Raw genomic sequence first — 22,422 nt, 5'->3', positions numbered from 1 at the left:
CATGCGACTGTCGGCCGGAACGTTCTCGCGCCTCGGTGCAAGCTGGGACGGTCGGGGGACCAACTTTGCGTTGTTCTCCGCCAATGCACAAAAGGTCGAGCTATGTCTGTTCGACGGCCAGGGCCGCCGCGAACTCGAACGCATCGAGCTGCCGGAGCGCACCGAAGATGTCTGGCACGGTTACCTCAACGACGTTTCGCCGGGACAGCTCTATGGTTACCGCGTTCATGGCCCCTATGAGCCCGAACACGGTCACCGCTTCAACGCCAACAAGCTGCTGCTCGATCCCTATGCCAGGCGGGTGGCCGGACGGCTGGTATGGAGCGATGCGCATTTCGCGTATCGCACCGGAAGCCCGCGTGAAGATCTTTCGTTCGACCGGCGTGACAATGCCCGCGGCATGCCGAAGGCCGTCGTCGTCGACGAAACATTCAATTGGGGTCGTCGCGAAATGCGTCCCAACATTTCCTGGGAAGACACCATCATCTATGAGGCTCACGTCAAAGGCCTGACGCAGAAGCGCGACGACGTCCCTCCGAACCTGCGCGGCACCTATGGCGGGCTGTCATCGCCGGCGATGATCGGTCATCTCAAGCGCCTTGGCGTCACCACCATCGAGCTGTTGCCGATCCACGGCCTCGTCGACGACAGGATACTGGTCGAAAAGAAGCTGGTGAACTACTGGGGCTACAACACGCTGTCGTTTTTCGCGCCGGAGCCGCGCTACTCGCAGGACAACCCGCTCGACGCCTTCCGCACCACGGTGGCACGGCTGCACGACGCCGGCATCGAGGTGATGCTCGACGTCGTCTACAACCACACCGCCGAGGGCAACCATATGGGCCCGACGCTGTCGTTCCGCGGCATCGACAACGCCTCCTATTACTGGCTGAAGCCGGATAATCCGCGATATTACGATGATTTCACCGGCTGCGGCAGTTCGGTCAATCTCACCCATCCGCGCGTGCTGCAGATGGTGATGGATTCGCTGCGCTACTGGGTCGAGGTCTGCCACGTCGACGGCTTCCGCTTCGATCTCGCCACCACGCTGGCGCGCGGGCCGAACGGATTCGACCGCAACACCGCATTCCTCACCGCGATCCGGCAAGACCCGGTGCTGTCATCGGTGAAGCTCGTCGCCGAACCCTGGGACCTCGGACTCGGCGGCTATCAGGTCGGTGCGTTTCCCTCGCAGTGGTCGGAATGGAACGACAAGTATCGCAGCGCGATGCGGCGCTACTGGGGCGGCGAAGGCAGCCTCATCGGCGAAGTCTCGAGCCGCATGACCGGCTCGTCCGACGTCTATCATCACGATGGCCGCACGCCCCGCGCCGGCATCAATCATGTCACCGTGCATGACGGCTTCACTCTACAGGATTTGTTCAGCTACAACGAGAAACACAATGAAGCTAACGGCGAAGACAATCGCGACGGCTCCAGCGACAACCAGAGCAACAATTGCGGCCATGAAGGCCCAACCGACGATCCGGCCATTGTCGCATTGCGCCGCCAGCTTCGAAAAAACCAGCTCGCGTGCTTGTTGCTGGCGCAGGGCCTGCCGCTGATTCTGGCCGGCGATGAAGTCGGCAACACCCAGAACGGCAACAACAATGCGTATTGCCAGGATAACGAGATCGGCTGGATCGGCTGGGAGAACCTCGGCCGCGAAGGCGATGACCTCACCGATTTCGTCGGCCACATGACCGAGCTAAGGAAGCGCTTCCCGCAAATCCGTTCACGTCGCTGGCTCGACGGGCGGCGTGCGGACGGATCCTACGGCGTGCTGTGGCTGACCCCGGCGGCCGCCGAAATGAAGGAAGAGGACTGGAATTTTCCGGAAGGCCGGTTTCTCTCTTACGTGCTGGGGCCGATCGAGCATGGGAAGGCGCCGATTTTCATCGTGCTGAACGCCGCGCCGGAAGAGATCGCGTTCAAACTGCCGCAGATGCCGGAATACAAGAGCTGGCAGCAACTATTGAACACCGCCGACGTTAAACCAGGGGTCACGGACTTCGCATCGGGAAGCGGGGCAAAGGCGCCTCCCCGTTCGGTCCTTGCCTTTGCGGGTTCGGCATGAATGAGCGGCAATTCGGAGCAAGGCTGACATCCGACGGCACGTCATTCCGGCTTTGGGCGCCGGCGGCCAGACGGGTCGACCTGCTGCTGGACCAGCCTCATCCGCTGCGGCGCGGCGAAGACGGCTGGTTTTCGACCGATATACCGGGCGTCAAAGCCGGGGCCCGTTACAAATTCCGGATCGACGACGACATCGACGTGCCCGATCCGGCCTCCGCGTTTCAGCCTGATGACGTCGCCGGCGCTAGCGAGGTGATCGATCACGCCAGCTACCCCTGGCGCGCCACGGACTGGCGTGGACGCCCGTGGCAGGAAGCCGCCGTGATCGAGACCCATGTCGGCAGCTTCACCCGGCAAGGCACCTACCGCGCCATGATCGGCAAGCTCGATCATTTGGTGGAGACCGGCATCACCGCGCTCGAATTGATGCCGCTTGCGGATTTCGCAGGCGCGCGCAACTGGGGCTATGACGGCGTGTTGTGGTATGCGCCCGACAGCGCCTATGGACGGCCCGACGATCTCAAGGCCCTGATCGACGAAGCGCATCAGCGCGGGCTGATGGTTTTTCTCGACGTGGTCTATAACCATTTCGGCCCCGAAGGGAACTACCTCGGCCGCTACGCGCCAAGCTTCTTTACCGAAGCGCAGACGCCCTGGGGCAGCGCGATCGATTACCGGGTCCGCGAGGTCCGCGCCTTCGCCATCGAGAATGCGCTGTACTGGCTGGACGAATACCGCTTCGACGGATTGCGGCTGGATGCGGTGCACGCCATTCCCGAGCAGGGCGAAATCTCGATGCTGCATGACCTCAGCGTCGCCGTGGGTAAGCTTGCCGCGGAAACCGGCCGTCTCATTCATCTGGTGCTCGAAAACGACGACAACGCCGCGAGCGCGCTGGATGCCGGGCAGGATCCGCCGCAGGGCAAATACCGCGCCCAGTGGAACGACGATTATCATCACGCCTGGCATGTGCTGCTGACCGGGGAAAGTCACGGCTACTACCGCGACTATCAGCGTTCGCCGCTGGCCGACATAGCCCGTGCGCTTGCGTCGGGATTTGTCTATCAGGGCGAGGCCTCCGCGCATCGCAAGGGGCAATTGCGCGGCGAGCCGAGCGGCAAACTCGCGCCCACCGCCTTCATCAATTTCCTGCAGAACCACGACCAGATCGGCAACCGCGCGCTCGGCGACCGGCTCGAAAGCCTGGCGGACACCAAAGCTGTCGAAGCGGCGCTGGCGATCACGCTATTGGCCCCGATGATTCCGATGCTGTTCATGGCCGAAGAATGGGGCTCAAGGACGCCATTTCCGTTTTTCTGCGATTTCCACGGCGACCTCGCCGACGCCGTACGCAACGGCCGCCACAAGGAGTTCGCCGGCGCCTATGCAAAATATGGCGACGAGGTTCCCGATCCGCTTGATCCGGCGACCCTTCGATCGACGATACTCGACTGGCCATCGCGCAATGAACCGGCGGGGCAAAAGCGGCTGGCGCTGGTGCGGCAACTGCTCGCAGTACGCCGGCGGAAGATCGTGCCGCGGCTTGCCGGCGCGGCCTTTGGAGACGCGCATGCGGCGGACAATGGTTTGCTGACGGCGGGTTGGCGCATGGGCGACGGCGCGACGCTCCGGCTATCGGCTAACCTGTCGGCCAGCGAGATCGCCCATAAGTCAGGGGAAACGGCCGGCACTCCCATCTGGGGCGGCACGCCGGACGAGACGATTCCGGCATGGTCGGTGTTCTGGCGTCTGGACACCCGCTGATGCCGCCGGCCATTCCGATCGCGACCTACCGCGTGCAACTGACGGCCAATTTCGATTTCGACGCCGCCGCTGCGATAGTCCCCTATTTGAAGGCGCTGGGCGTCACGCACCTCTATGCATCGCCCTTCATGAAGGCGCGCAAGGGCAGCACCCACGGTTACGACATCGTCGATCACACCAGGCTCAATCCGGAGCTCGGCGGCGAAGACGGCTTCGAGCGATTGAGCGCCGCGCTGAAGGCGCACGATCTGGGCCTGATCCTCGATTTCGTTCCCAACCATGTCGGCGTGCATTTCGCCGACAATCCGTGGTGGCTCGATGTGCTGGAATGGGGTCCGGCCTCGTCGCACGCGGTGTCGTTCGACATCGACTGGGAACTGTTGCCGTACCGGACGCGTAGCGGCGTGCTGCTGCCGATCATCGGTTCGTCCTACGGCGAAGCTCTGGAAAAGGGCGATATCGAACTTCGCTACGATGCGGATGAGGGAAGTTTTTCTGCCTGGTACTTCGAACATCGCCTGCCGATCGCACCCGAGCGCTACAGCGAAATCCTGCGCGCGATCGTCAGAGAAGCCGGGGCTGAAGGCAGCGCGACAGGAAAACGCATTCTCGACCTCGCCTCGCGCCAAAGGGGATTGCGACATCCCAATCGCAATGAAGCGCCCGCGTTCAAGACGGAACTGCGAGACATCGCCGGAAGCGCCGAGATCATCGCGCGCGGGCTCGACGCCTATCGGGCCGGACCGGATCGCCCGGCGCAGATCCTGGCGCTGCATCATCTGCTCGAGCGCCAGCACTACAGGCTCGGGCATTGGCGATTGGCTTCCAGCGACATCAACTACCGGCGCTTTTTCGACGTCAATACCCTGGCCGGATTGCGGGTCGAGGATGCCGGCACTTTCGAGGCCATCCACCGCCTGGTCAGGAAACTGATCACGGAAGGCAAACTGGAGGGCCTGCGGCTCGATCATATCGACGGCCTGCGCGATCCCGCGCAATATTTTCATCGCCTGCGCCGCTTGATTCGGGACGCGAAGGGAACGGACGCCACGCCGTTCTACATGTTGATCGAAAAAATTCTCGGCGAAGGCGAAAAGCTGCATTCCTTCGCGGGCGTCCACGGCACCACCGGCTATGAATGGCTGAACACCATTACCCAGGCGCTGGTCGACGGCAAAGGCCTTGAGCCGCTCGACGAAGTGTGGCGCCAGATCAGCAATACGTCGCCGAAACTCGAGCCGGTCCTGAAACAGGCCAAGCGCAGGGTGCTCGAGACCTTGCTGACCAGCGAGTTCACGGTGTTGGCGCGCCTGCTCGCGCGTATCGCCGGGGGGCATTACACCACCCGCGACTTTTCCGCAGACAGCCTGCGGCAGGCGCTCGAACTCTATATCCTGCATTTTCCGGTCTACCGCACCTATTTGACCGCGGCGGGTCCGACCGAGCACGACCGCGCGCTGATCTCGGAGACGATCGAAAAGGCGCGCGCAGACTGGTTCGCCGCCGACGAGGGCATCTTCGACTTTCTCCGCGACACCCTGACCATGGACCTGATCAAGCCAGGCGGTCCTGCGCACAGCGCGCCCCGCGTGCGCCGTTTCGCAATGAAGGTGCAGCAGTTCACCGGACCGATGATGGCGAAGTCGCTGGAGGATACGACCTTCTATCGCTACCACCGCCTGCTGGCGCTCAACGAGGTCGGCGGCGATCCCGCAGCCAGAGCGCTTTCCATCGATGCCTTCCATGAAGCCATGACCATTCGCGCCAAAGAGTGGCCGCACGGCATGACGGCGACGGCGACGCACGACACCAAGCGCGGCGAGGACGCGCGTGCGCGTTTGATGGCGCTGAGCGAAATTCCCGGCGAATGGACCAGTGCGGTTGCCCGGTGGAAAATCCTGAACGCGCCGCATCTCGTCATCGAGGGTGAGATGCGCGCACCGTCGGCGGCGTTCGAATACATGCTGTATCAGGCGCTGCTTGGCGCCTGGCCCGCAGAAGGGCAGGACGATTCGTTGCTGGAGCGGTTGCAGGCCTACGCGCTGAAGGCGGCGCGCGAGGGCAAGCAGGAAACCAGCTGGCTCAATCCCAACGAAGCCTATGAGGCGGGTCTGCGGACGTTCCTGGCGCGGATCCTGGACCGCTCGGCCTCCGCCGAATTTCTTAATTCGCTGGAAAATCTGGCGCGTCGCGTCTCGCTGCTGGGGGCGCTGAATTCGCTCAGCCAGATCACGTTGAAGGCCACCATGCCCGGCGTGCCCGACTTCTATCAGGGAACGGAATTCTGGGATTTGTCGCTGGTCGATCCCGATAACCGGCGCCCGGTGGATTTTGCCGAACGCGCCGCCGTGCTGGCATCGCTGCAAACGCCGGATTGGGAATGCCTGGCGCAGAACTGGTGCAATGGCCATTTGAAATTGGCCTGGACCAGAGATCTGCTCAAGGTTCGCACCGAATTGGCCGAGGTGTTCGCGCACGGCTATTACGAGCCGCTGCAGGTTAGCGGCCCGCACCGCGACCATGTCATCGCCTTCGCGCGGCGCCGCGGCCGCGACGCAGCGATCATCGCCGTTGCGAAATCCTTCGCGCCATTGTCGCAAGGCGGGCGGGCCTGGCCGCGCGCAGAAGTTTTTGAAGGCACGCTCAACCTGAAAGGCTATTCCGTCGCGGGCATCAGCGGCGAAAGAGGTGCAACCGAAGTGCCGCTGTCCGCTTTGTTTCAGCATCTGCCCACCGCGGTGTTGAAGGCGAGCTTCGTAGGTACCGCGAGGCGCGCGCGCAAACGCAGCCCCGGCCTGAAGCGCGCTTGAAAACAAAGGCCACCCGGGATCGACGTCCGGACGGCGGCGGCCGGGTTTTTCATAGTGTTGTTGTTGCAGGGCAATACAGCTCTGTGCTGCGCGGCAATATCGATGAATTCTTGTCAGCCCTTCTTGCTCAGCAGCAGATGGCCACGATTGCGGATCGCGAGCTGGGCGGCTTGCGCGAAGCGCTGCAGCAGCCAGGGCAGCGTCACTTCCAGCCGGACGTGATCGTCCGCGACGTCGAGATGACCGGACGCCGCCTGCCCGAGCGCGCGAACGCGAAAGATCATGCGGTTCTCGTCCCATCGCTCCTCGTCGACTTTCAGCACCGGGATGCTGGAGGCGGCGCGGGTCAGTCCTGCCTTGAGGCGACGCGTTGCTTCCTCGCGGCCCAGGCGATGCGGAATCGAAACGACAAGCGGTGCTGACATTTGCGGAATCCTCAAGCTGACCCAAGCACATGTAATTCCACACTATCGAAAAGGAAGGGCGCGGTAATTTATGGTTGCAAAAATGGAACCTTATCGGTTCCGGTTTGTTTTTTCGGCTGAAGGCAGAGCAGCAGGTGCCCACTGCCGGGCTGGAGGAGACGATACATGTCTATCGGAACTATCATTCTCATTATTCTCGTTATTGCCTTGCTCGGCGGCTTCAGCGGCGTCGGCGGCGGTCCGTTCTATGGCACCGGATATTACGGCGGCGGTGGCCTCGGCCTGGTCATCGTCATTCTGTTGATTCTGCTTTTGCTCGGGAGGCTGTAAGTTTCGGCGTCTTATTAGAAGTCCCAGTTAATGTCGTCATCACCCGCAAGCGGGTGATCCAGTACTCCGCGGCGCCGATTTTAAATCGCAACTCCTCTGGAGCACTGGATACTCCGCTTTCGCGGAGTATGACGGCTTCCGTCTCGTGATGATCACCGGCATCACTTGCGTGTCGCCAATTTCCTGATCGCGGCCTTGATCGAAGACGCCGCGTCATCATAGCCCTCCCACGCCTTGGTCCTGGCGAGCAGCGCCGGCACGGTGCGAACCGTATAGCGTTTGGGATCGAGATCGCCGCGCACCTGCGCCCAGGTCAGCGGCATCGAGACGGTCGCGCCTTCGCGCGCCCGCGGCGACAGCACCGCGACCGCGGTCGCCATGCGGTCGTTGCGCAGATAATCGAGGAAGATCTTTCCCTTGCGCAGCTTCTTCGACATGTTGAGCAGATAGCGCTCGGGGTCCTCATTGGCCATCCACTGGCAAACGCCTTGCGCGAAAGCCTTTGCTTCTTTCCACGTCATCTTGTCCTTGGCGCCATAGAGCAGCGGCGTCACCACGTGGAGTCCCTTGCCGCCCGTGGTCTTGCAGAAACTTTCCAGGCCGACATCGGCGAGGCGTTGCCGCATGTCTTTGGCGGCCTCGATGACATCCGAAAATTCAACCTCCGGCGCCGGGTCGAGATCGAACACCAGCCGCCCCGGGATATCAGGCGCATCCGGCGCGCAATTCCAGGGATGCAGTTCGAGGCCGCCGATCTGCGCCACCGCCGCCAGGCCCTCGACGCGATCGATCTGCAGATAAGGCTTGCGGTCGCCGGAAACCTTGACCAGTTCCAGCAGGTTCGAGGTGCCGGGCATCGCGTGGCGTTGAAAGAAAGTCTCGCCGCCGATACCGTCGGGCGCGCGGACCACCGAGCACGGCCGCCCCTTCAAATGGCCGATCATCCAGCCGCCCACCGCCTCGAAATAGCGCGCAAGATCGAGTTTTGTCACGCCCTCGCCGTCACCGGCGTCGGGCCACAGCTCCTTGTCGGGCTTTGAGATAATCACGCCCATCACCTCGGCGGATTTATTCGCCGCCGGTTTCGCAGGCGTCTTGCCCGAAGTGCCGGCTTTCGTCTTGGCGGATTTCGCCGCGGTCTTCGCAGCGGGTTTGGCGATCCCTGTCATGGCCGGTTCTTCCGCTTTCACCTCATCGGCCGGCTTGTCCTGGCGCAGGCCCTTGAACGCAGCCTGCCGAATATTCCCGCCGTCGGTAAAGCCGGCGAATTCGATCTCGGCGACCAGTTCGGGCTTGAGCCAGTGCACGTCGCGGGTCTTGCGCGGCGCGTCCTTGCCGCCGAACGGGCTTTTGTCCGACGCGGCCGCCTTCAGCGCCGGCATGATACGCCTGACCTTGTCCTGCCCGAAGCCAGTGCCGACCATGCCGACAAAGGCCAGGTGATCGCCGCGATGGACGCCCGCCATCAGCGAGCGGAATTTTCCGTTGGTGGTTTTCCACCCGCCCAGCACCACCTCATGCCCGGCGCGGCATTTGGCCTTGGTCCAGTTTTCCGACCGGCCCGAACGATAGGGCGCGCTGAGCTTTTTCGACACGATGCCTTCCAGCGCCAGCTTGCACGCCGATTGCAAGACGGCGTCGCCGCCGGTTTCGAAATGCTCGACATAGCGGATCAATCGGGCTTTGGCCTTGGAGCGCGCCTCCAGCAACTTTTTCAGTCGCGCTTTGCGTTCGCCGAGCGGCACGCGGCGAATATCCTCTTTGTCGGCGAACAGCAGATCGAAGGCGTAGAAGATCAGACCGTCGGTCTTGCCGTCGGAAAGCGCGGCCTGCAGGGTTGAAAAGTCCGGCGCGCCGTTATGGTCGAGCGCAACGATCTCGCCGTCGATCAGGGCATCCGGCAGCGCGCTTGCCTCCTTGGCGATGGCCTGGAACTTGTCGGTCCAGTCCAGCCCTTTGCGGGTCTTCAGCGTGGCCTCGCCGTCCTCGACGCGCAATTGCACCCGGTAGCCGTCGAACTTGATCTCATGGCACCATCCCTCCCCGATAGGCGGACGATCGACCGAGATGCAGAGTTCAGGCGCAACGAAATCCGGCATCGCCGCGACCTTCTTGCCCTTGGCCGCCTTTGCGGAAGCCCGCGGCGGCATAGGGCGCGACGCGGCTTTCTTGTTTTCGGCCCGCGCCTCCGCGGCATCGCCGCGGTTCGAATTCCACACCGCGTCAGGCTTGGCAAGGCCGGACTTCGCCGTCATGAACGGCTTTGGCGCTTTGCCCTTGCCGGCGGCGATCTCGGCCATGGTCCGGCCCGAAGCAACGGATTCGTCGGCATCAAGGACGTTGTTGGCCTTGCCTTCCCTGGCGAAATCGTCGCGATGCTTGATCAAAAGCCAGTTGGTGCGCTTGCCGCCGGTGCGGTCATGGCGCATGCGCACCAGCACCCAGCTGCCATGCAGCTTGTCGCCGTACAGAGTGAATTTCAGATCACCCTTCTTGAAGCCCTGTTCCGGGCTGCCGGATTCCGATTCCCAGGTGCCACGGTCCCACAGCTGCACGGTGCCGCCGCCATACTGACCCTTTGGAATGGTGCCTTCGAAATCGCCGTAATCGAGCGGATGATCCTCCACCTCCACCGCCAGCCGCTTGTCGTGCGGATCGAGCGACGGCCCCTTGGTGACCGCCCAGGATTTGAAGACGCCGTCGAATTCCAGCCTGAGATCGTAGTGCAGCCGGGTGGCGTCGTGCTTCTGGATCACGAACCGCCGCTGCTTCGAAGGTGCCACCGCCACCTCGCCGCTCGGCTCCGCGGTCTTTTCGAAATCGCGTTTTTTCCGGTAGGTGGAAAGGTTTCTAAGAGACACGGTCAAATCCCACGAATGAAACGCCGCTTCGCGCGACAGCAACGGTCCGGAACCAAAACCCCCGGCGGCCGTTGAAAGTTCCCGAATTCATTTACCCATAACGAGCCGGAGATTGTAATGGCCGTCCGCGCCTATTGGAAAGGGTCCCTGAAGCTTTCCCTCGTGTCATGCCCGGTGCTGCTCTATCCGGCCTCGACGTCCGTCGACAAAACCCGCTTCCACATGATCAACAAGGAAACCGGCAACCGGCTGAAGCAGCAGATGGTCGATGCCGAGACCGGCGACGTGGTCGAAAGCGACCAGAAGGGCCGCGGCTACGAGTTGAAAAAGGGCGAGTATGTCGAGGTCGACAAGGAGGAGCTGGAAGCCGTCCAGATCGAAAGCAACCACACCATCGACATCGACGGCTTCGTGCCCAGGGATGAAATCGACAAGCGCTACATCAATCACCCCTATTACATCGCGCCCGACGGCAAGGCCGGCATCGCCGCCTTCGCCGTGATCCGCGACGCCATGAAGGATAAGGATCGCGTCGCGCTGGCGCGCATCGTTCTCACCAACCGCGAGCATATCATTGCGATCGAGCCCCTGGGCAAGGGCCTGCTCGGCATCACGCTGCGATATCCGTATGAGGTGCGCGACGAAGACGAATATTTCGACGACATCAAGAACCCGAAGATCTCGAAAGACATGGTCGAACTCGCCAGCCACATTCTGGATTCCAAGGCGGCGCATTTCGATCCCGGTAAGTTCAAGGACCAGTACGAGGATGCGCTGAAGACCCTGGTCAGGCGCAAGGCCGCCGGCAAGCCGGTCAAGGCCGTCGAGCCTGAAGAGCGGCCGGACAACGTCATCAGCCTGATGGACGCGCTCAAGCAAAGCCTGAAAGGCAGGGCGCCGGCCAAGCGATCGGCCCCGGCCCGCCGAGCCGCGCATCGCCCGGCGAAGAAAGCACATCGGTCGAATGCGCGGGCGCGCAAGGCGGGGTGAAAGACAGGTCTGCGAGAGGCTAAACCAATCGAGCTGAAGTGACGCATTATGTCCCGGCAACGGCGGTGAGCTCCCTCTCCCCTTGCGGGAGAGGGTTGGGGTGAGGGGTTGCGGTCTATCGATAGTCCGTAACCCCTCACCCGGATCGCATCTGACGATGCGACATAGCCGAAGCATAGCTTCGGCGTTCTCTTCGAAAAACGGCCGCGAACGCGGCCTATGCCTCTCCCACAAGGGGAGAGGTGAAGGCCGCCCGGCTTTTTGCACCGCCGATATCGGATTCAATTTCTCAAACATCCAAGGCGCAAATGATTGTAAGACCGTCATTGCGAGCGAAGCGAAGCAATCCATAGTAAAGCAAGAAAGAAAGAGTGGATTGCTTCGCTTCGCTCGCAATGACGGCGAATGCCAGACACACCACCGCGATCTCGCGGCGCGATGCGTCCGAGGTTTGCCAAAAACGTCCGCCCTGAAAACAGAGGGCGTGGGGAATGCCGGGCGCCCGATGCACCCGCAGCCTCGTGTGCACTATTGGTAGTAAGTATGCACACGAGTATTCACAGCGAGCCATCGGAAATCACCCGACATTCCCGCACGCAATGGTTTACGGCTTATACCGTGCTCTCCCCGGTGATCGGCTTTCTTGCCACCGTCGTTTGCGGAGTTACCTCCGCCAACTTGACACCAGCGTCGGGGTGTCAGGACCACACGTCTTCGCCGTCCGCTGCAAGCAACGCCCGTCAAGCGCGCCGCCGCGTCCACCGCATCCCGCCCCGCGTCCGTGACGTCGCGAGCCGCCCCTCTGAGTGGGACGGGACGGCAACAGACATACAACTGATTTGGGTCTTCGGAAAAACAGAATATTTTTTCAAAGGGGGCTGGACAGACTTCCTGGGCCGGAGCCCGTCGGGCAAATCAGCTGAGCAAATCAGCTGACCTGGCCGGCTCAATAAATTCGCCGTTTGGCGCAAGCGGGATAGCGGGGTGCGCGCCCGATCGCAAAGCTCTGCGCCGTTCGCAATCCCGCTGCGAACAGGCCGCCCGGTTTAACCGCGCCCACAACCGGGCGGCGATCGAGGCGATTCGTCACTCGACGGATTTGCGCGATAATTTTCGCTGTCGTCCCCGCGAAACCGATGCGAAAGCAGGGACGACGCATGGTGCTGTGTAGACGCAGCCGCTACTTCTTCGCTTTCCGCTTCTTCGCCGTCTTCCGTTTCTTCGCGGCCTTCTTCGGCACCTTCTGGCCTTCCGCTCGCGCCTCGGAAAGGCCGATGGCGATCGCCTGCTTGCGGCTCTTGACCTTCTTGCCGGACCGTCCGCTCTTCAGAGTCCCGGCCTTGCGCTTCTTCATCGCGCGTCCGACCTTGGCAGATGCTTTCTTTGAATATTTCCGTGCCATGATTTTTCTCCCGGTTGCGGGAAAATAATCTTCGCGGAGGGAGATGGTTCCCGTTTTGGGTTTCTCGCCGCCGATCGGCTCTTGAGATTCCCGGCGGTCAGGCGACCGCCGAATAAAGCTCGGACGAATTCCTTGCGCCGCGCAATCGGACGAGATTCTCCGGCGGTCGCAACGTCCGGGCCACCAGCGCCAGCGCCCCGATCTGCCCACTCTCGTCCGAAGCTGGCAGCAACAGAACAAATACGATGTCCACCGGTTGCCCGTCGATGGCGTCGAATTCGATCGGGTTCTTCAGTTTCGCCAGCAACCCGTAAGGCCGCTGCAGATCCGGCAGCCGGGCATGGGGAATGGCGACGCCACGGCCGATTCCCGTCGACCCCAGGTCTTCCCGCTTGAGAAGGCAGGACGCGACCAGATCGCCCGCCAGGCCGAGACTGGCCGCGGCTTTGGCCGCGAGTTCCTGCAACAATAGCCGCTTGTTCGAGGCCCGCACGTCGATCATGACGTCGGCCGGCGACAGCAGATCGGCAATTTTCATGGTCGCTCCAGCAGACCGCATCGTTAGCAGCATTGATATCTCATCCGGCACGGCGGTTGGAGATTTAATCCGGGGCGCGCAGCCGGTAGCCGATCCCGGTTTCCGTGAGGACGAATTGCGGGCGCTCGGGATCGGCTTCGATCTTCTGCCGGAGCTGGCGCACATAGACCCGCAGATATTGCGCGTCGGTCAGTTCATCCCACAGCTCCTTCAGGAGAAACCGGTGGGTCAGCACCTTGCCGGCGTGCTGCACCAGCACGCGCAGCAATTCGTATTCCTTGGGCGACAGCCTGACATCCTTGTCGCCGACCTTGACGATGCGGCGCACCAGATCGACCGAGAGATCGCCGGATCTAAACACCGGACGCTCGCCATGGACCTGCAATTGATGCCGCAGCGCCGCGCGCATGCGGGCGAGCAGTTCGTCCATCCCGAACGGTTTGGTCAGGTAATCGTCGGCGCCGAGATCGAGCGCCTGGACCTTGCCGGCCTCATCGCCGCGGCTCGACAGCACCACGATGGGGACGCCGTCATTGCGCCCGCGGATCATGCGCAGCAGCTCATGGCCCTGGATATCCGGCAGGCCGAGGTCGAGAACGATGAGCGCGGGATTCTGGGCCAGCAGTTCGAGCGCCATCTTGCCGTTGGAGGCTTCCAGGATCTCGTAACCCTGCGTGCTCAATCCCATCCGCAGCAGCTTGCGGATCGGCGGCTCGTCGTCGATCACGAGTACCTTGATAGGGGCGGCACTCATGCGGCGGTATCCAGCGCGGCGGTGGCTTCGGGAATCGGCAACCGGATGGTCAGCACGGCGCCGCTTCGATCGATGCGGTTGGCGGCTGTGATCGTGCCGCGCATCGCTTCGACAAAGCCGCGGGAAATCGCAAGCCCGAGGCCGGTGCCGGGGCGGACATGATCGCCCTTTTGCGCGCGATAGAATTTGTCGAATATACTGTCCAGCTCGGATCGTGGAATGCCGTCGCCTTCGTCGATGATCTGCAAGGTGACATGATCCCTGTCCCGCATGCTCCGGATCGATATCGTGGTATCGGCGGGGGCATATTTCGCCGCGTTGTCCAAGAGATTAAAAAGCACCTGCTCGAACAGCACGGCATCGAGTTCCAGCATCGGCAGATCGGCGGCGAGTTCGAGCGAAACCTTGTGATGGGCGAGGATCTTGCTGGCGCGCCGCAATACGCTGCCGACGATCTCGCTGATATCGTGCCGCGCGGTATTCGGCACGATGGCGCCGGATTCCAGCTTGGTCATGTCGAGCAGGTTGGCGATGAAGCGGTTGAGCCGCTCGGACTCGTCGATCACGGTGGCCAGCAGATCCCGCTTTTCGGCGTCAGACAGTCCGCTGGAAAGATCCCGCATGGTGCTGGCGGCGCCGAGAACCGACGCCAGCGGCGTCTTGAGATCGTGCGAGATCGAGGTCAGGAGCGCCGAACGCAACCGATCCGACTCCATGGTGCGCTTGACGCGATCCATGTCCTCGACTAGCAGCACCCGCTCGATCGCCAGTGCGCCCTGATCCATCAGGGCGTCGAGCAGCCGGCGCTGATCCGGGGTGAGCAGCGGCCCGGTTCTGTCATCGTCGATGCCGATGACGCCGATCGGCCCGCGGCCGGTTCGCATCGGAAGGAATAGACGCTTGGCGCCCGGCAGCGTCTCCGAACCACGCCCGGCCGGGCGATCGTTATTCCACGCCCAGTTCGCGGCGGCCAGATCGGCCTTGTCCAGTTCGTCCTCGGGCGGGTAGCCCGCTTTCACGGTCAGGACACCGTCCTCGGACAACAGCAGCACCACTCTCACCCTCAGCATCAACGCCGTCTGGTAGGCGGTCGCCCACAACACGTCGTCCAGCGTCGCGGTGCCGGCGAGCTTGCGGCTGAAGGCGTAAAGCAATTCCGTGGTCCGCACCCTGCCGATCGCGGAGACGGCCTGGGTGCGCACGCGCGCCGCGACATTGGAAACCAGGATCGCGATCAGCATGAAGAAGAAGAAGGCGGCAACGTTGGTCGGGTCGGTGATCGTGAAGGTGTAAACCGGCGGCAAAAAGAAGAAGTTGTAGGACAGCGACGCAGCGACGCTCGCCAGCAACGAAGGCCACAGCCCGAAACGCACGGCCACGCTCACCACCGCCGTGAGGAATACCAGATCGACATTCTCGATCCCGAACACGGGCTGAATCAGTCTGGCGGCCCCGAGGCCGATGGCGACGATCACAAGCGCCATCAGATAGGGCCGCGCGTCGAACGGCTCCGGTCGTTCGGCAGTGCGCACCGTCTTCTTTGGAACGGGCCCCGCTGCGAGTTCCTCGCCGGCGATGACATTAACGCTGATATTGCCGGCCCGCCGCACCAGATCGTGCACGACCGAGCCGCGCATGATCTCGAACCACCAGGAACGGGCCGACTTGCCGATGATGATCTGGGTCACGTTGTTGGCTTGGGCAAAACCGATCAGATCATCGGCAATACGGCGTCCGACACCGGGAATGGTCAGCGCCTCGCCGCCCAGCGCTTCCGCCAGCCGCAGCGTGTCGGCAAGCCGGTCGCGTTCCTCTTCGCTCAATTGCAGGCTCCGCCGCGTCTCTATGGCGATCGCGGTCCACGGCGCGTGCAGGCGGTCCGCCAGCCGCTTGGTATAGCGCACCAGCCCCGCCGCGCGCCGATCCTCGCTGAGGCAAACCAGGATGCGCTCGCCCGCGGCCCAGGGACCGGCGATCGCGTTGGCCTGCATGTGGGTTAAAAGCTGTTCGTCGACGCGCTCGGCGGTCCGCCGCAACGCCAGCTCGCGCAGCGCCGTCAGATTTCCTGGCGAGAAATAATGCTCGAGCGCGCGCTCGGCCTGTTTGGGGACGTAGACCTTGCCCTCTTTCAGCCGCTGGATCAGGTCGTCCGGCGTCAGGTCGATCAGTTCGATGGCATCGGCGCGGTCGAACACCGAGTCCGGCACGGTCTCGCGCACCCGCACATGCGTGATCTGGGCGACCACGTCGTTGAGGCTTTCGATATGCTGGATATTGACCGCGGTGTAGACGTCGATGCCGCGGGACAGCAGTTCCTCGACGTCGAGATACCGCTTTGGATGGCGGCTGCCCGGCGCGTTGGTGTGCGCCAGTTCATCGACCAGCGCGATCTGCGGATGGCGTGCGATCAGCGCGTCGAGATCCATCTCCTCGATGGTCTGATCCCTGTAGATAATCCGTTTGCGCGGGAGAACCTCGAGGCCTTGCAGCAGCGCCTCGGTCTCGGCCCGGCCGTGGGTCTCAACCGCGCCCACCACCACATCGGCGCCGGCCTTCAGTTTGGCATGGGCATTTTGCAGCATCTCGTAGGTCTTGCCGACGCCGGGCGCGGCACCGACGAATATCTTGAGCCGGCCGGATTGATCGTTCTCTCGCCGGGCGGCTTCCAGTAACGCATCCGGCGAGGGTCTTTTCTGGGGGTCGCGGCGCTGGTGCTCCATATGACAAATATAGTCCTCAGGCCGCGCGAAGCCTAGCGGGGCTCACTTCGATGCGGCACGGTCCAAAGCCAGATTGAGCTCCAGGACGTTGACCCGGGGTTCGCCGAACAATCCGGCAAGCCGGCCTGCCGTGTTCTCCGTGACCAGCTCTCGAACGCGATCTTCCGGCATATTGCGGGCCTTGGCGACGCGGGGCACCTGGAATAGCGCGGCCTCCGGCGAGATATCCGGGTCGAGGCCGCTGCCGGACGTGGTCACGAGATCGATCGGGACCGGCGCGGAGGGATTCTCGGCTTTCAGCTTGTCGACGTCTTCCTTGACCCGGTCATTGAGGGCCTTGCTGGTCGGGCCGAGGTTGGAGCCGCCGGAATTGGCCGCATTGTACGGCGCCGGAACGGTCTTGGTGGCATCCGCGGGGTCCGGCGCCGTGGTCGCGGAGGGGCGGCCATGGAAGTATTTGTCGTCCTTGAACTCCTGCCCGATCAGAGCGGAGCCGACCACCTTGCCATCCCTTTCGATCAGGCTTCCCTGCGCCTGCTTCGGGAAGATCACGCCCGCGATCGCGGTCATCGCGAGCGGATAGGCCAGGCCGGTGATCAAGGTGAGCACGACAAGGACGAGGATCGCGGGGCGAATTTCTTTCAACATGTCAGGTCTCCAGTATTTTCGTCATTGCGAGCGAAGCGAAGCAATCCATGGCTGCCGGGGAAATGTGGATTGCTTCGTCGCTTCGCTCCTCGCAATGACGCCAGGGGGTTAAACCAGGTTCAAGGCATTGACGACGAGGTCGATCGCCTTGATGCCGATGAACGGAATGATGATGCCGCCGACGCCGTAGATCATCAGGTTGCGCTGTAACAGCGCGCCGGCGCCGATCGCCCGATACGCCACGCCCTTCAAGGCCAGCGGAATCAGCGCGATGATGATCAGGGCGTTGAAGATGATGGCCGACAGGATGGCGCTTTGCGGGCTCGCCAGATGCATGACGTTGAGCACGGCGAGCTGCGGGTAGAAGGCCAGAAACATCGCGGGAATGATCGCAAAATATTTCGCGACGTCGTTGGCGATCGAGAACGTGGTCAGCGCGCCGCGGGTCATCAACAGCTGCTTGCCGATCTCCACCACCTCGATCAGCTTGGTCGGATTGGAGTCGAGATCGACCATGTTGCCGGCCTCGCGTGCCGCCTGCGTGCCGGTGTTCATGGCGACGCCGACGTCCGCCTGGGCCAGCGCCGGCGCGTCGTTGGTGCCGTCGCCGCACATCGCCACCAATTTGCCCTTGGCCTGCTCGTCGCGGATCAGCTTCAATTTGTCCTCGGGCGTCGCCTGGGCGAGAAAATCATCGACGCCGGCTTCGGCGGCAATCGCCGCCGCGGTCATCGGATTGTCGCCGGTGATCATCACGGTGCGGATGCCCATGCGGCGCAATTCGGCGAAGCGTTCGCGGATGCCGCCCTTGACGATGTCCTTCAGGTGGACGATGCCCAGCAGACGGCTGTCCTTGGCAACGGCCAGAGGCGTCCCGCCGGCCTTGGCGATTTCGTCGGCGATCGCCTGGATCTCGCGGGCGACGTCGGAATTGACCGAGGACTGAATCGCCCGGACGGTGTTTCCGGAAGCCATGGTTTGCGACGTGCCGCCGCCGATGTAGTTGAGGATCGCATCGACCGCGCCCTTGCGGACCGACGAGGCGCCGGCGTCGACGCCGCTCATGCGGGTTTGCGCGGTGAACGGAATGAAGGTGGCGTTGAGTTCGGCCATGTCGCGGCCGCGGATGCCGTATTTCTCCTTCGCCAGCACGACGATCGAACGCCCTTCGGGGGTCTCGTCGGCCAGTGAGGCCAGTTGCGCCGCATCGGCAAGTTCCTGCTCGGTTACGCCGCGGACCGGACGAAACTCGGTCGCCTGCCGGTTGCCGAGCGTGATGGTGCCGGTCTTGTCGAGCAAGAGCGTATCGACGTCGCCGGCGGCCTCGACCGCGCGGCCCGACATCGCCAGCACGTTGAAGCGCACCAGCCGGTCCATGCCGGCGATGCCGATCGCCGACAGCAGCGCGCCGATGGTGGTCGGGATCAGCGTCACGAACAGCGCCACCAGAACGACGACGGAGATCGAACCGCCGGCGTAGGAGGCATAGCTCGGGATCGTCACCGTTGCGAACACGAAGATGATTGTTAGGCCGGCGAGCAGGATGTTGAGCGCGATCTCGTTCGGCGTCTTCTGCCGCTCGGCGCCTTCGACCAGCTTGATCATGCGGTCGATGAAGGTCGATCCCTGCGCCGCGGTGATCCGGACCCGGATCCAGTCGGACAGCACCTGGGTGCCGCCGGTGACTGCCGAGCGGTCGCCGCCGGATTCACGGATCACGGGCGCGGATTCGCCTGTTATCGCGGCTTCGTTCACCGAAGCGACGCCTTCGATCACCTCGCCGTCGGACGGAATGTTGTCGCCGGCTTCGACCAGAACGACGTCGCCGACCTTGAGGCTGGTGCCGGAAACCAGCCGATAGGTGTTGTCGGAACCCGCCAGCAGCTTGGCCTGGCTCTCGGTGCGGGTCTTCCGCAGCGACTCGGCCTGGGCCTTGCCGCGGCCTTCGGCGACGGCTTCGGCGAAGTTGGCGAACAGCACCGTGAACCACAGCCACACGATGATCTGGAAAGTGAAGCCGAGGCTCTCGGCGCCGGTTACCAGTTCACGCAGGAAGATCACCGTGGTCAGCGCGGCCACGACCTCGACCACGAACATCACGGGGTTCTTGATCATCTGCCGCGGATCGAGCTTGACGAAGGAGGAAGCGATGGCGGGCATCACAATCTTCGGATCGAGCATGGTCGATACCGGGGCCCGTTTTTGCAGTTTCGACGTTTCCATGAACGTAACTCCGAAATGTGAGAGCGATCAGAACAGAGTGTTGGTGGTCATGGCGAGGTGCTCGACGATCGGCCCGAGCGCGAGCGCCGGGAAGAAGGTGAGACCGCCAATGATCAGAATCACGCCGACGACGAGGCCGACGAACAGGCCGCCCGTGGTCGGGAACGTACCCGCCGACGCGGGATGCAATTTCTTCCCGGCCAGCGAACCGGCAAGCGCCATGGCCGGCACGATCATGAAGAAGCGGCCGATGAACATCGAACTCGCCAGCGTCAGGTTGTAGAAGAAGGTGTTGCCGGAGAGGCCGGCGAAGGCCGAGCCGTTATTGCCGGTCGCCGAGGTATAGGCATAGAGCACTTCGGTGAATCCGTGCGGGCCGGCATTGGCCATCGATGCCACCGCCGACGGCAGCACAACGGCGACCGCGGTCCAGCCGAGATAGCTCAGCGGCAGGATGAGAATCGCCAGCATCGCCATCTTGACCTCGCGGGCCTCGATCTTCTTGCCGACATATTCCGGGGTGCGGCCGACCATCAGGCCGGCGACGAAGATCGCCAGCACGACGAACAGCAGCATGCCGTAGAGGCCGGCGCCGACGCCGCCGACGATGATTTCGCCGAGTTGCATGTTGATCAGGGGAATCATGCCGCCGAGCGCGGTGAAGCTGTCATGCATGGCGTTGACCGCGCCGCAGGATGCCGCCGTGGTGATGACCGCGAACAGCGAAGAGGCAACAATGCCGAAGCGGACTTCCTTGCCTTCCATATTGCCACCGGACAGTCCCAGCGCATGGAGCGCGGTGGTACCGTCGGCTTCCGCCCAATAGGTGACGATGACGCCGGCGAGGAACAGCACGCCCATCACGCCCAGGATCGCCCAGCCCTGGCGCTGGTTGCCGACCATGCGGCCGAACACGTTGGTCAGCGCCGCGCCGAGCGCGAAGATCGAGATCATCTGGACGAAGTTCGACAGCGCGGTCGGGTTTTCGAACGGATGCGCGGCGTTGGCATTGAAGAAGCCGCCGCCATTGGTGCCGAGCATTTTGATGGCGACCTGCGAGGCCACCGGCCCGACCGCGATGGTTTGCTTGGCGCCTTCCAGCGTGGTGGCGTCGACATAGGCGCCGAGCGTCTGCGGAATGCCCTGCCAGACCAGGAACAGCGCGTAGACCACGCAGATCGGCAGCAGCACATAGAGAGTGCAGCGGGTGACATCGACCCAGAAATTGCCGATGGTACGCATCGAGGAACGGGAGAAGCCGCGGATCAGCGCCACCGCGAGCGCGATGCCGGTCGCCGCCGACAGGAAGTTCTGATGCGTCAGTCCCAGCATCTGCACGAGGTACGACAGCGTGCTCTCGCCGCCGTAGTTCTGCCAGTTGGTATTGGTGATGAAGCTGATCGCGGTGTTGAAGGACAAGTCCGGCGCGACCGCGGATTGGTCCGCGGGATTGAACGGCAATACCGCCTGCAGCCGCATCAATCCGTAAATGATCAGGAAGCCGCCGACATGGAACAGCAGCATCGCGACCGCATAGGTAAGCCAATGCTGCTCGCGCCGCTCGTCGACGCCGCCGATCCAGTACACGCCGACCTCGACCGGCCGCAGCACCGGCGACAGGAATGTGCGCTCGCCGCTGAAGACGCGGGTCATGTACCCGCCGAGCGGTTTGACCAGCGCGACGATGATCGCGCAGTACAGAATGATTTGAATCCAGCCGATGGCGGTCATGGTCGTGTGCCCTAAGTTTGCACGGTGTCTCTTGCGAGAACGGATTACCGCCCCGGTTAAAAATCCGGGGCGGTGGTTTCGGTGTTAAAATCGCTCGGGCCGCAGCAGGGCGTAGGTCAGGTAAAACAGCAGGCCTAACGAGACGAGACCGGCGAGCGAATAATCGAAGATCATGGTCGTTGTCCTCTGGAGAGCTTTCGAACGAAGCCTGCCCCGCAACTGATGCGGGGTGGGAACGGGTGAGGAAGAAAACGCGCCAAAAATTAAAGCCGTTCGCAGGCGTAGGTGTAGCCGATCGCCGCCGCGAAGAAGGCCAACGCGAGGGCCACCATGAAGACGTCCAGCATGAGATGCTCCTAATGCGCAGTAATCTGGGGAGCGAGAGGGACCTGCTCGCTTTGGCGGATATGAAGTGCCACCCGGCGCATAGGTTTTCGAGGCGGGAGTAACGACAATGTTATAGGAATCTCATAAAGGCCGCCGGGAGGACTGGGAGGCAGCGGACAGGCCCACCCGCCGGTACTTATGAAATCCCTATATCTTTGGGGGCCGCCCCATCTCGTTTTCAAATGGCGTTTTGACCATCTTGCGCGATGCAGCCGCCGATCGCGGCCGTGCCTGATGTGGGATACCGCCATGCCCTTCCTTTCCAAACATCGCTATCCCGGCGAACTCAACGACCGGCTGCGCGACGCGGATACCGCGACGGCCGAGCTGATGTCGGAGATTCTCGGCGAGGCTTGCCGGCGCTTTCCGTCAATGGGGCAGAGCGAGAAGACGGCGCGGATCGAACGATTGCTGAAATCCGAGGCCTGGACCGATGCCGCGCTGGCGCTGATCGACCTTGAACTGCCGCTCTGGCAGGTTCGCCGCATCGCCTATGACGAGGGCGAGTGGTATTGCGCATTGTCGCGCGAGCGCGAGCTTCCCGACTGGCTCGATCAGTCGATCGAAGCCCATCATGCGGATCTGGCGCTGGCCGTTTTGACCGCGTTCGTCGACGCCCAGCAGCTCGATGCGCCGTCAAGCCGACCGAGCGTTCCCAGCGTGCGGCGCGACGTCAAGGCGCTCTACCAGCCGCTCTGCTGCGACAATTTCGCGTAACGCCACGAACGAGCGATCGTCAGAATTTCGAATGTTGGCGCACCCC

General features: G+C 62.8%; 15 protein-coding genes and 1 pseudogene. 6 read left to right on the top strand and 10 right to left on the bottom strand.

Features of this window, described 5'->3' with window-relative positions; translation table 11 throughout:
* Nucleotide 1 precedes the first annotated feature (1 nt).
* From glgX to treY, 3 genes are read left to right on the top strand one after another with little or no spacing between them, the layout of a single operon-like run.
* Nucleotides 2-2,077, top strand: a complete 2,076-nt coding sequence (gene glgX / locus B5527_RS05485) for a glycogen debranching protein GlgX (protein ID WP_079600386.1) — start codon at nt 2-4, stop codon at nt 2,075-2,077.
* On the top strand, nt 2,074-3,840 hold the full coding sequence (gene treZ / locus B5527_RS05480; RefSeq protein WP_079600385.1) for a malto-oligosyltrehalose trehalohydrolase: 1,767 nt from the start codon (nt 2,074-2,076) through the stop codon (nt 3,838-3,840). The genes glgX and treZ overlap by 4 nt, the downstream gene beginning before the upstream one ends.
* A complete protein-coding gene (gene treY / locus B5527_RS05475; RefSeq protein ID WP_079607091.1) occupies nt 3,840-6,650 on the top strand; it encodes a malto-oligosyltrehalose synthase in 2,811 nt (936 codons plus the stop codon). Before treZ ends, treY begins: the two co-directional genes overlap by 1 nt.
* Nucleotides 6,651-6,763: 113 nt before the next feature.
* Here treY and B5527_RS05470 read toward each other — a convergent pair whose 3' ends face one another.
* Nucleotides 6,764-7,075, bottom strand: coding sequence for a polyhydroxyalkanoic acid system family protein (locus tag B5527_RS05470; protein WP_079600384.1), 312 nt, complete (start codon nt 7,073-7,075; stop codon nt 6,764-6,766).
* Nucleotides 7,076-7,240: 165 nt separating this feature from the next.
* Between B5527_RS05470 and B5527_RS05465 the strand changes: the two genes are divergently transcribed.
* Nucleotides 7,241-7,405, top strand: coding sequence for a DUF3309 family protein (locus B5527_RS05465; RefSeq protein ID WP_079600383.1), 165 nt, complete (start codon nt 7,241-7,243; stop codon nt 7,403-7,405).
* 161 nt (nt 7,406-7,566) lie between these two features.
* Here B5527_RS05465 and ligD read toward each other — a convergent pair whose 3' ends face one another.
* Nucleotides 7,567-10,266 carry a DNA ligase D gene (ligD, locus tag B5527_RS05460; protein ID WP_079607090.1) on the bottom strand — a complete coding sequence of 900 codons (2,700 nt, stop codon included), beginning with the start codon at nt 10,264-10,266 and terminating at the stop codon, nt 7,567-7,569.
* A gap of 117 nt (nt 10,267-10,383) precedes the next feature.
* Between ligD and B5527_RS05455 the strand changes: the two genes are divergently transcribed.
* A complete protein-coding gene (locus B5527_RS05455; RefSeq protein WP_079600382.1) occupies nt 10,384-11,256 on the top strand; it encodes a Ku protein in 873 nt (290 codons plus the stop codon).
* 1,183 nt (nt 11,257-12,439) lie between these two features.
* Here the strand turns inward: B5527_RS05455 and B5527_RS05450 are convergent.
* The 8 genes and pseudogenes from B5527_RS05450 to B5527_RS05415 all read right to left on the bottom strand — a co-directional run.
* Nucleotides 12,440-12,658: pseudogene (locus B5527_RS05450) on the bottom strand (DUF6496 domain-containing protein); the annotation flags it as partial.
* A 97-nt stretch (nt 12,659-12,755) separates the two neighbouring features.
* The gene (locus tag B5527_RS05445; protein ID WP_079600380.1) at nt 12,756-13,196 is read right to left on the bottom strand and encodes a PTS sugar transporter subunit IIA; all 441 of its coding nucleotides are present in this window, start codon (nt 13,194-13,196) and stop codon (nt 12,756-12,758) included.
* Nucleotides 13,197-13,260: 64 nt separating this feature from the next.
* Nucleotides 13,261-13,950 carry a response regulator gene (locus B5527_RS05440; protein ID WP_079600379.1) on the bottom strand — a complete coding sequence of 230 codons (690 nt, stop codon included), beginning with the start codon at nt 13,948-13,950 and terminating at the stop codon, nt 13,261-13,263.
* Nucleotides 13,947-16,670, bottom strand: a complete 2,724-nt coding sequence (locus tag B5527_RS05435; protein ID WP_079600378.1) for a sensor histidine kinase — start codon at nt 16,668-16,670, stop codon at nt 13,947-13,949. Before B5527_RS05435 ends, B5527_RS05440 begins: the two co-directional genes overlap by 4 nt.
* Nucleotides 16,671-16,712: 42 nt before the next feature.
* Entirely contained in the window at nt 16,713-17,318 is a 606-nt protein-coding gene (locus B5527_RS05430; protein WP_079600377.1) for a K(+)-transporting ATPase subunit C, read from the bottom strand.
* A 108-nt stretch (nt 17,319-17,426) separates the two neighbouring features.
* Nucleotides 17,427-19,541, bottom strand: a complete 2,115-nt coding sequence (gene kdpB / locus B5527_RS05425) for a potassium-transporting ATPase subunit KdpB (protein ID WP_079600376.1) — start codon at nt 19,539-19,541, stop codon at nt 17,427-17,429.
* Between the two features lie 27 nt (nt 19,542-19,568).
* Nucleotides 19,569-21,272 carry a potassium-transporting ATPase subunit KdpA gene (kdpA, locus tag B5527_RS05420; RefSeq protein WP_079600375.1) on the bottom strand — a complete coding sequence of 568 codons (1,704 nt, stop codon included), beginning with the start codon at nt 21,270-21,272 and terminating at the stop codon, nt 19,569-19,571.
* Between the two features lie 84 nt (nt 21,273-21,356).
* Nucleotides 21,357-21,446: a K(+)-transporting ATPase subunit F gene (locus B5527_RS05415; RefSeq protein ID WP_016846764.1), complete on the bottom strand. Its 90-nt coding sequence runs from the start codon at nt 21,444-21,446 to the stop codon at nt 21,357-21,359.
* A gap of 462 nt (nt 21,447-21,908) precedes the next feature.
* Here B5527_RS05415 and B5527_RS05410 point away from each other — a divergent pair, with 462 nt between their 5' ends.
* The gene (locus B5527_RS05410) at nt 21,909-22,376 is read left to right on the top strand and encodes a hypothetical protein (protein ID WP_079607089.1); all 468 of its coding nucleotides are present in this window, start codon (nt 21,909-21,911) and stop codon (nt 22,374-22,376) included.
* Nucleotides 22,377-22,422 lie beyond the last annotated feature (46 nt).

It is taken from the genome of Bradyrhizobium erythrophlei (assembly GCF_900129425.1).
Classification (GTDB): domain Bacteria; phylum Pseudomonadota; class Alphaproteobacteria; order Rhizobiales; family Xanthobacteraceae; genus Bradyrhizobium; species Bradyrhizobium erythrophlei_C.
The sequence above is the reverse complement of the archived record's forward strand: the minus strand, read 5'-3'. Positions and strand labels throughout refer to the sequence as shown.

Coding starts and splice junctions, on each gene's coding strand:
- treY (WP_079607091.1), top strand. CDS start 3,840: ATGCCGCCGGCCATTCCGATCGCGACCTACCGCGTGCAACTGACGGCC.
- B5527_RS05435 (WP_079600378.1), bottom strand. CDS start 16,670: ATGGAGCACCAGCGCCGCGACCCCCAGAAAAGACCCTCGCCGGATGCG.
- B5527_RS05440 (WP_079600379.1), bottom strand. CDS start 13,950: ATGAGTGCCGCCCCTATCAAGGTACTCGTGATCGACGACGAGCCGCCG.
- B5527_RS05430 (WP_079600377.1), bottom strand. CDS start 17,318: ATGTTGAAAGAAATTCGCCCCGCGATCCTCGTCCTTGTCGTGCTCACC.
- B5527_RS05470 (WP_079600384.1), bottom strand. CDS start 7,075: ATGTCAGCACCGCTTGTCGTTTCGATTCCGCATCGCCTGGGCCGCGAG.
- glgX (WP_079600386.1), top strand. CDS start 2: ATGCGACTGTCGGCCGGAACGTTCTCGCGCCTCGGTGCAAGCTGGGAC.
- B5527_RS05445 (WP_079600380.1), bottom strand. CDS start 13,196: ATGAAAATTGCCGATCTGCTGTCGCCGGCCGACGTCATGATCGACGTG.
- kdpB (WP_079600376.1), bottom strand. CDS start 19,541: ATGGAAACGTCGAAACTGCAAAAACGGGCCCCGGTATCGACCATGCTC.
- B5527_RS05465 (WP_079600383.1), top strand. CDS start 7,241: ATGTCTATCGGAACTATCATTCTCATTATTCTCGTTATTGCCTTGCTC.
- kdpA (WP_079600375.1), bottom strand. CDS start 21,272: ATGACCGCCATCGGCTGGATTCAAATCATTCTGTACTGCGCGATCATC.
- B5527_RS05410 (WP_079607089.1), top strand. CDS start 21,909: ATGCCCTTCCTTTCCAAACATCGCTATCCCGGCGAACTCAACGACCGG.
- B5527_RS05415 (WP_016846764.1), bottom strand. CDS start 21,446: ATGATCTTCGATTATTCGCTCGCCGGTCTCGTCTCGTTAGGCCTGCTG.
- treZ (WP_079600385.1), top strand. CDS start 2,074: ATGAATGAGCGGCAATTCGGAGCAAGGCTGACATCCGACGGCACGTCA.
- B5527_RS05455 (WP_079600382.1), top strand. CDS start 10,384: ATGGCCGTCCGCGCCTATTGGAAAGGGTCCCTGAAGCTTTCCCTCGTG.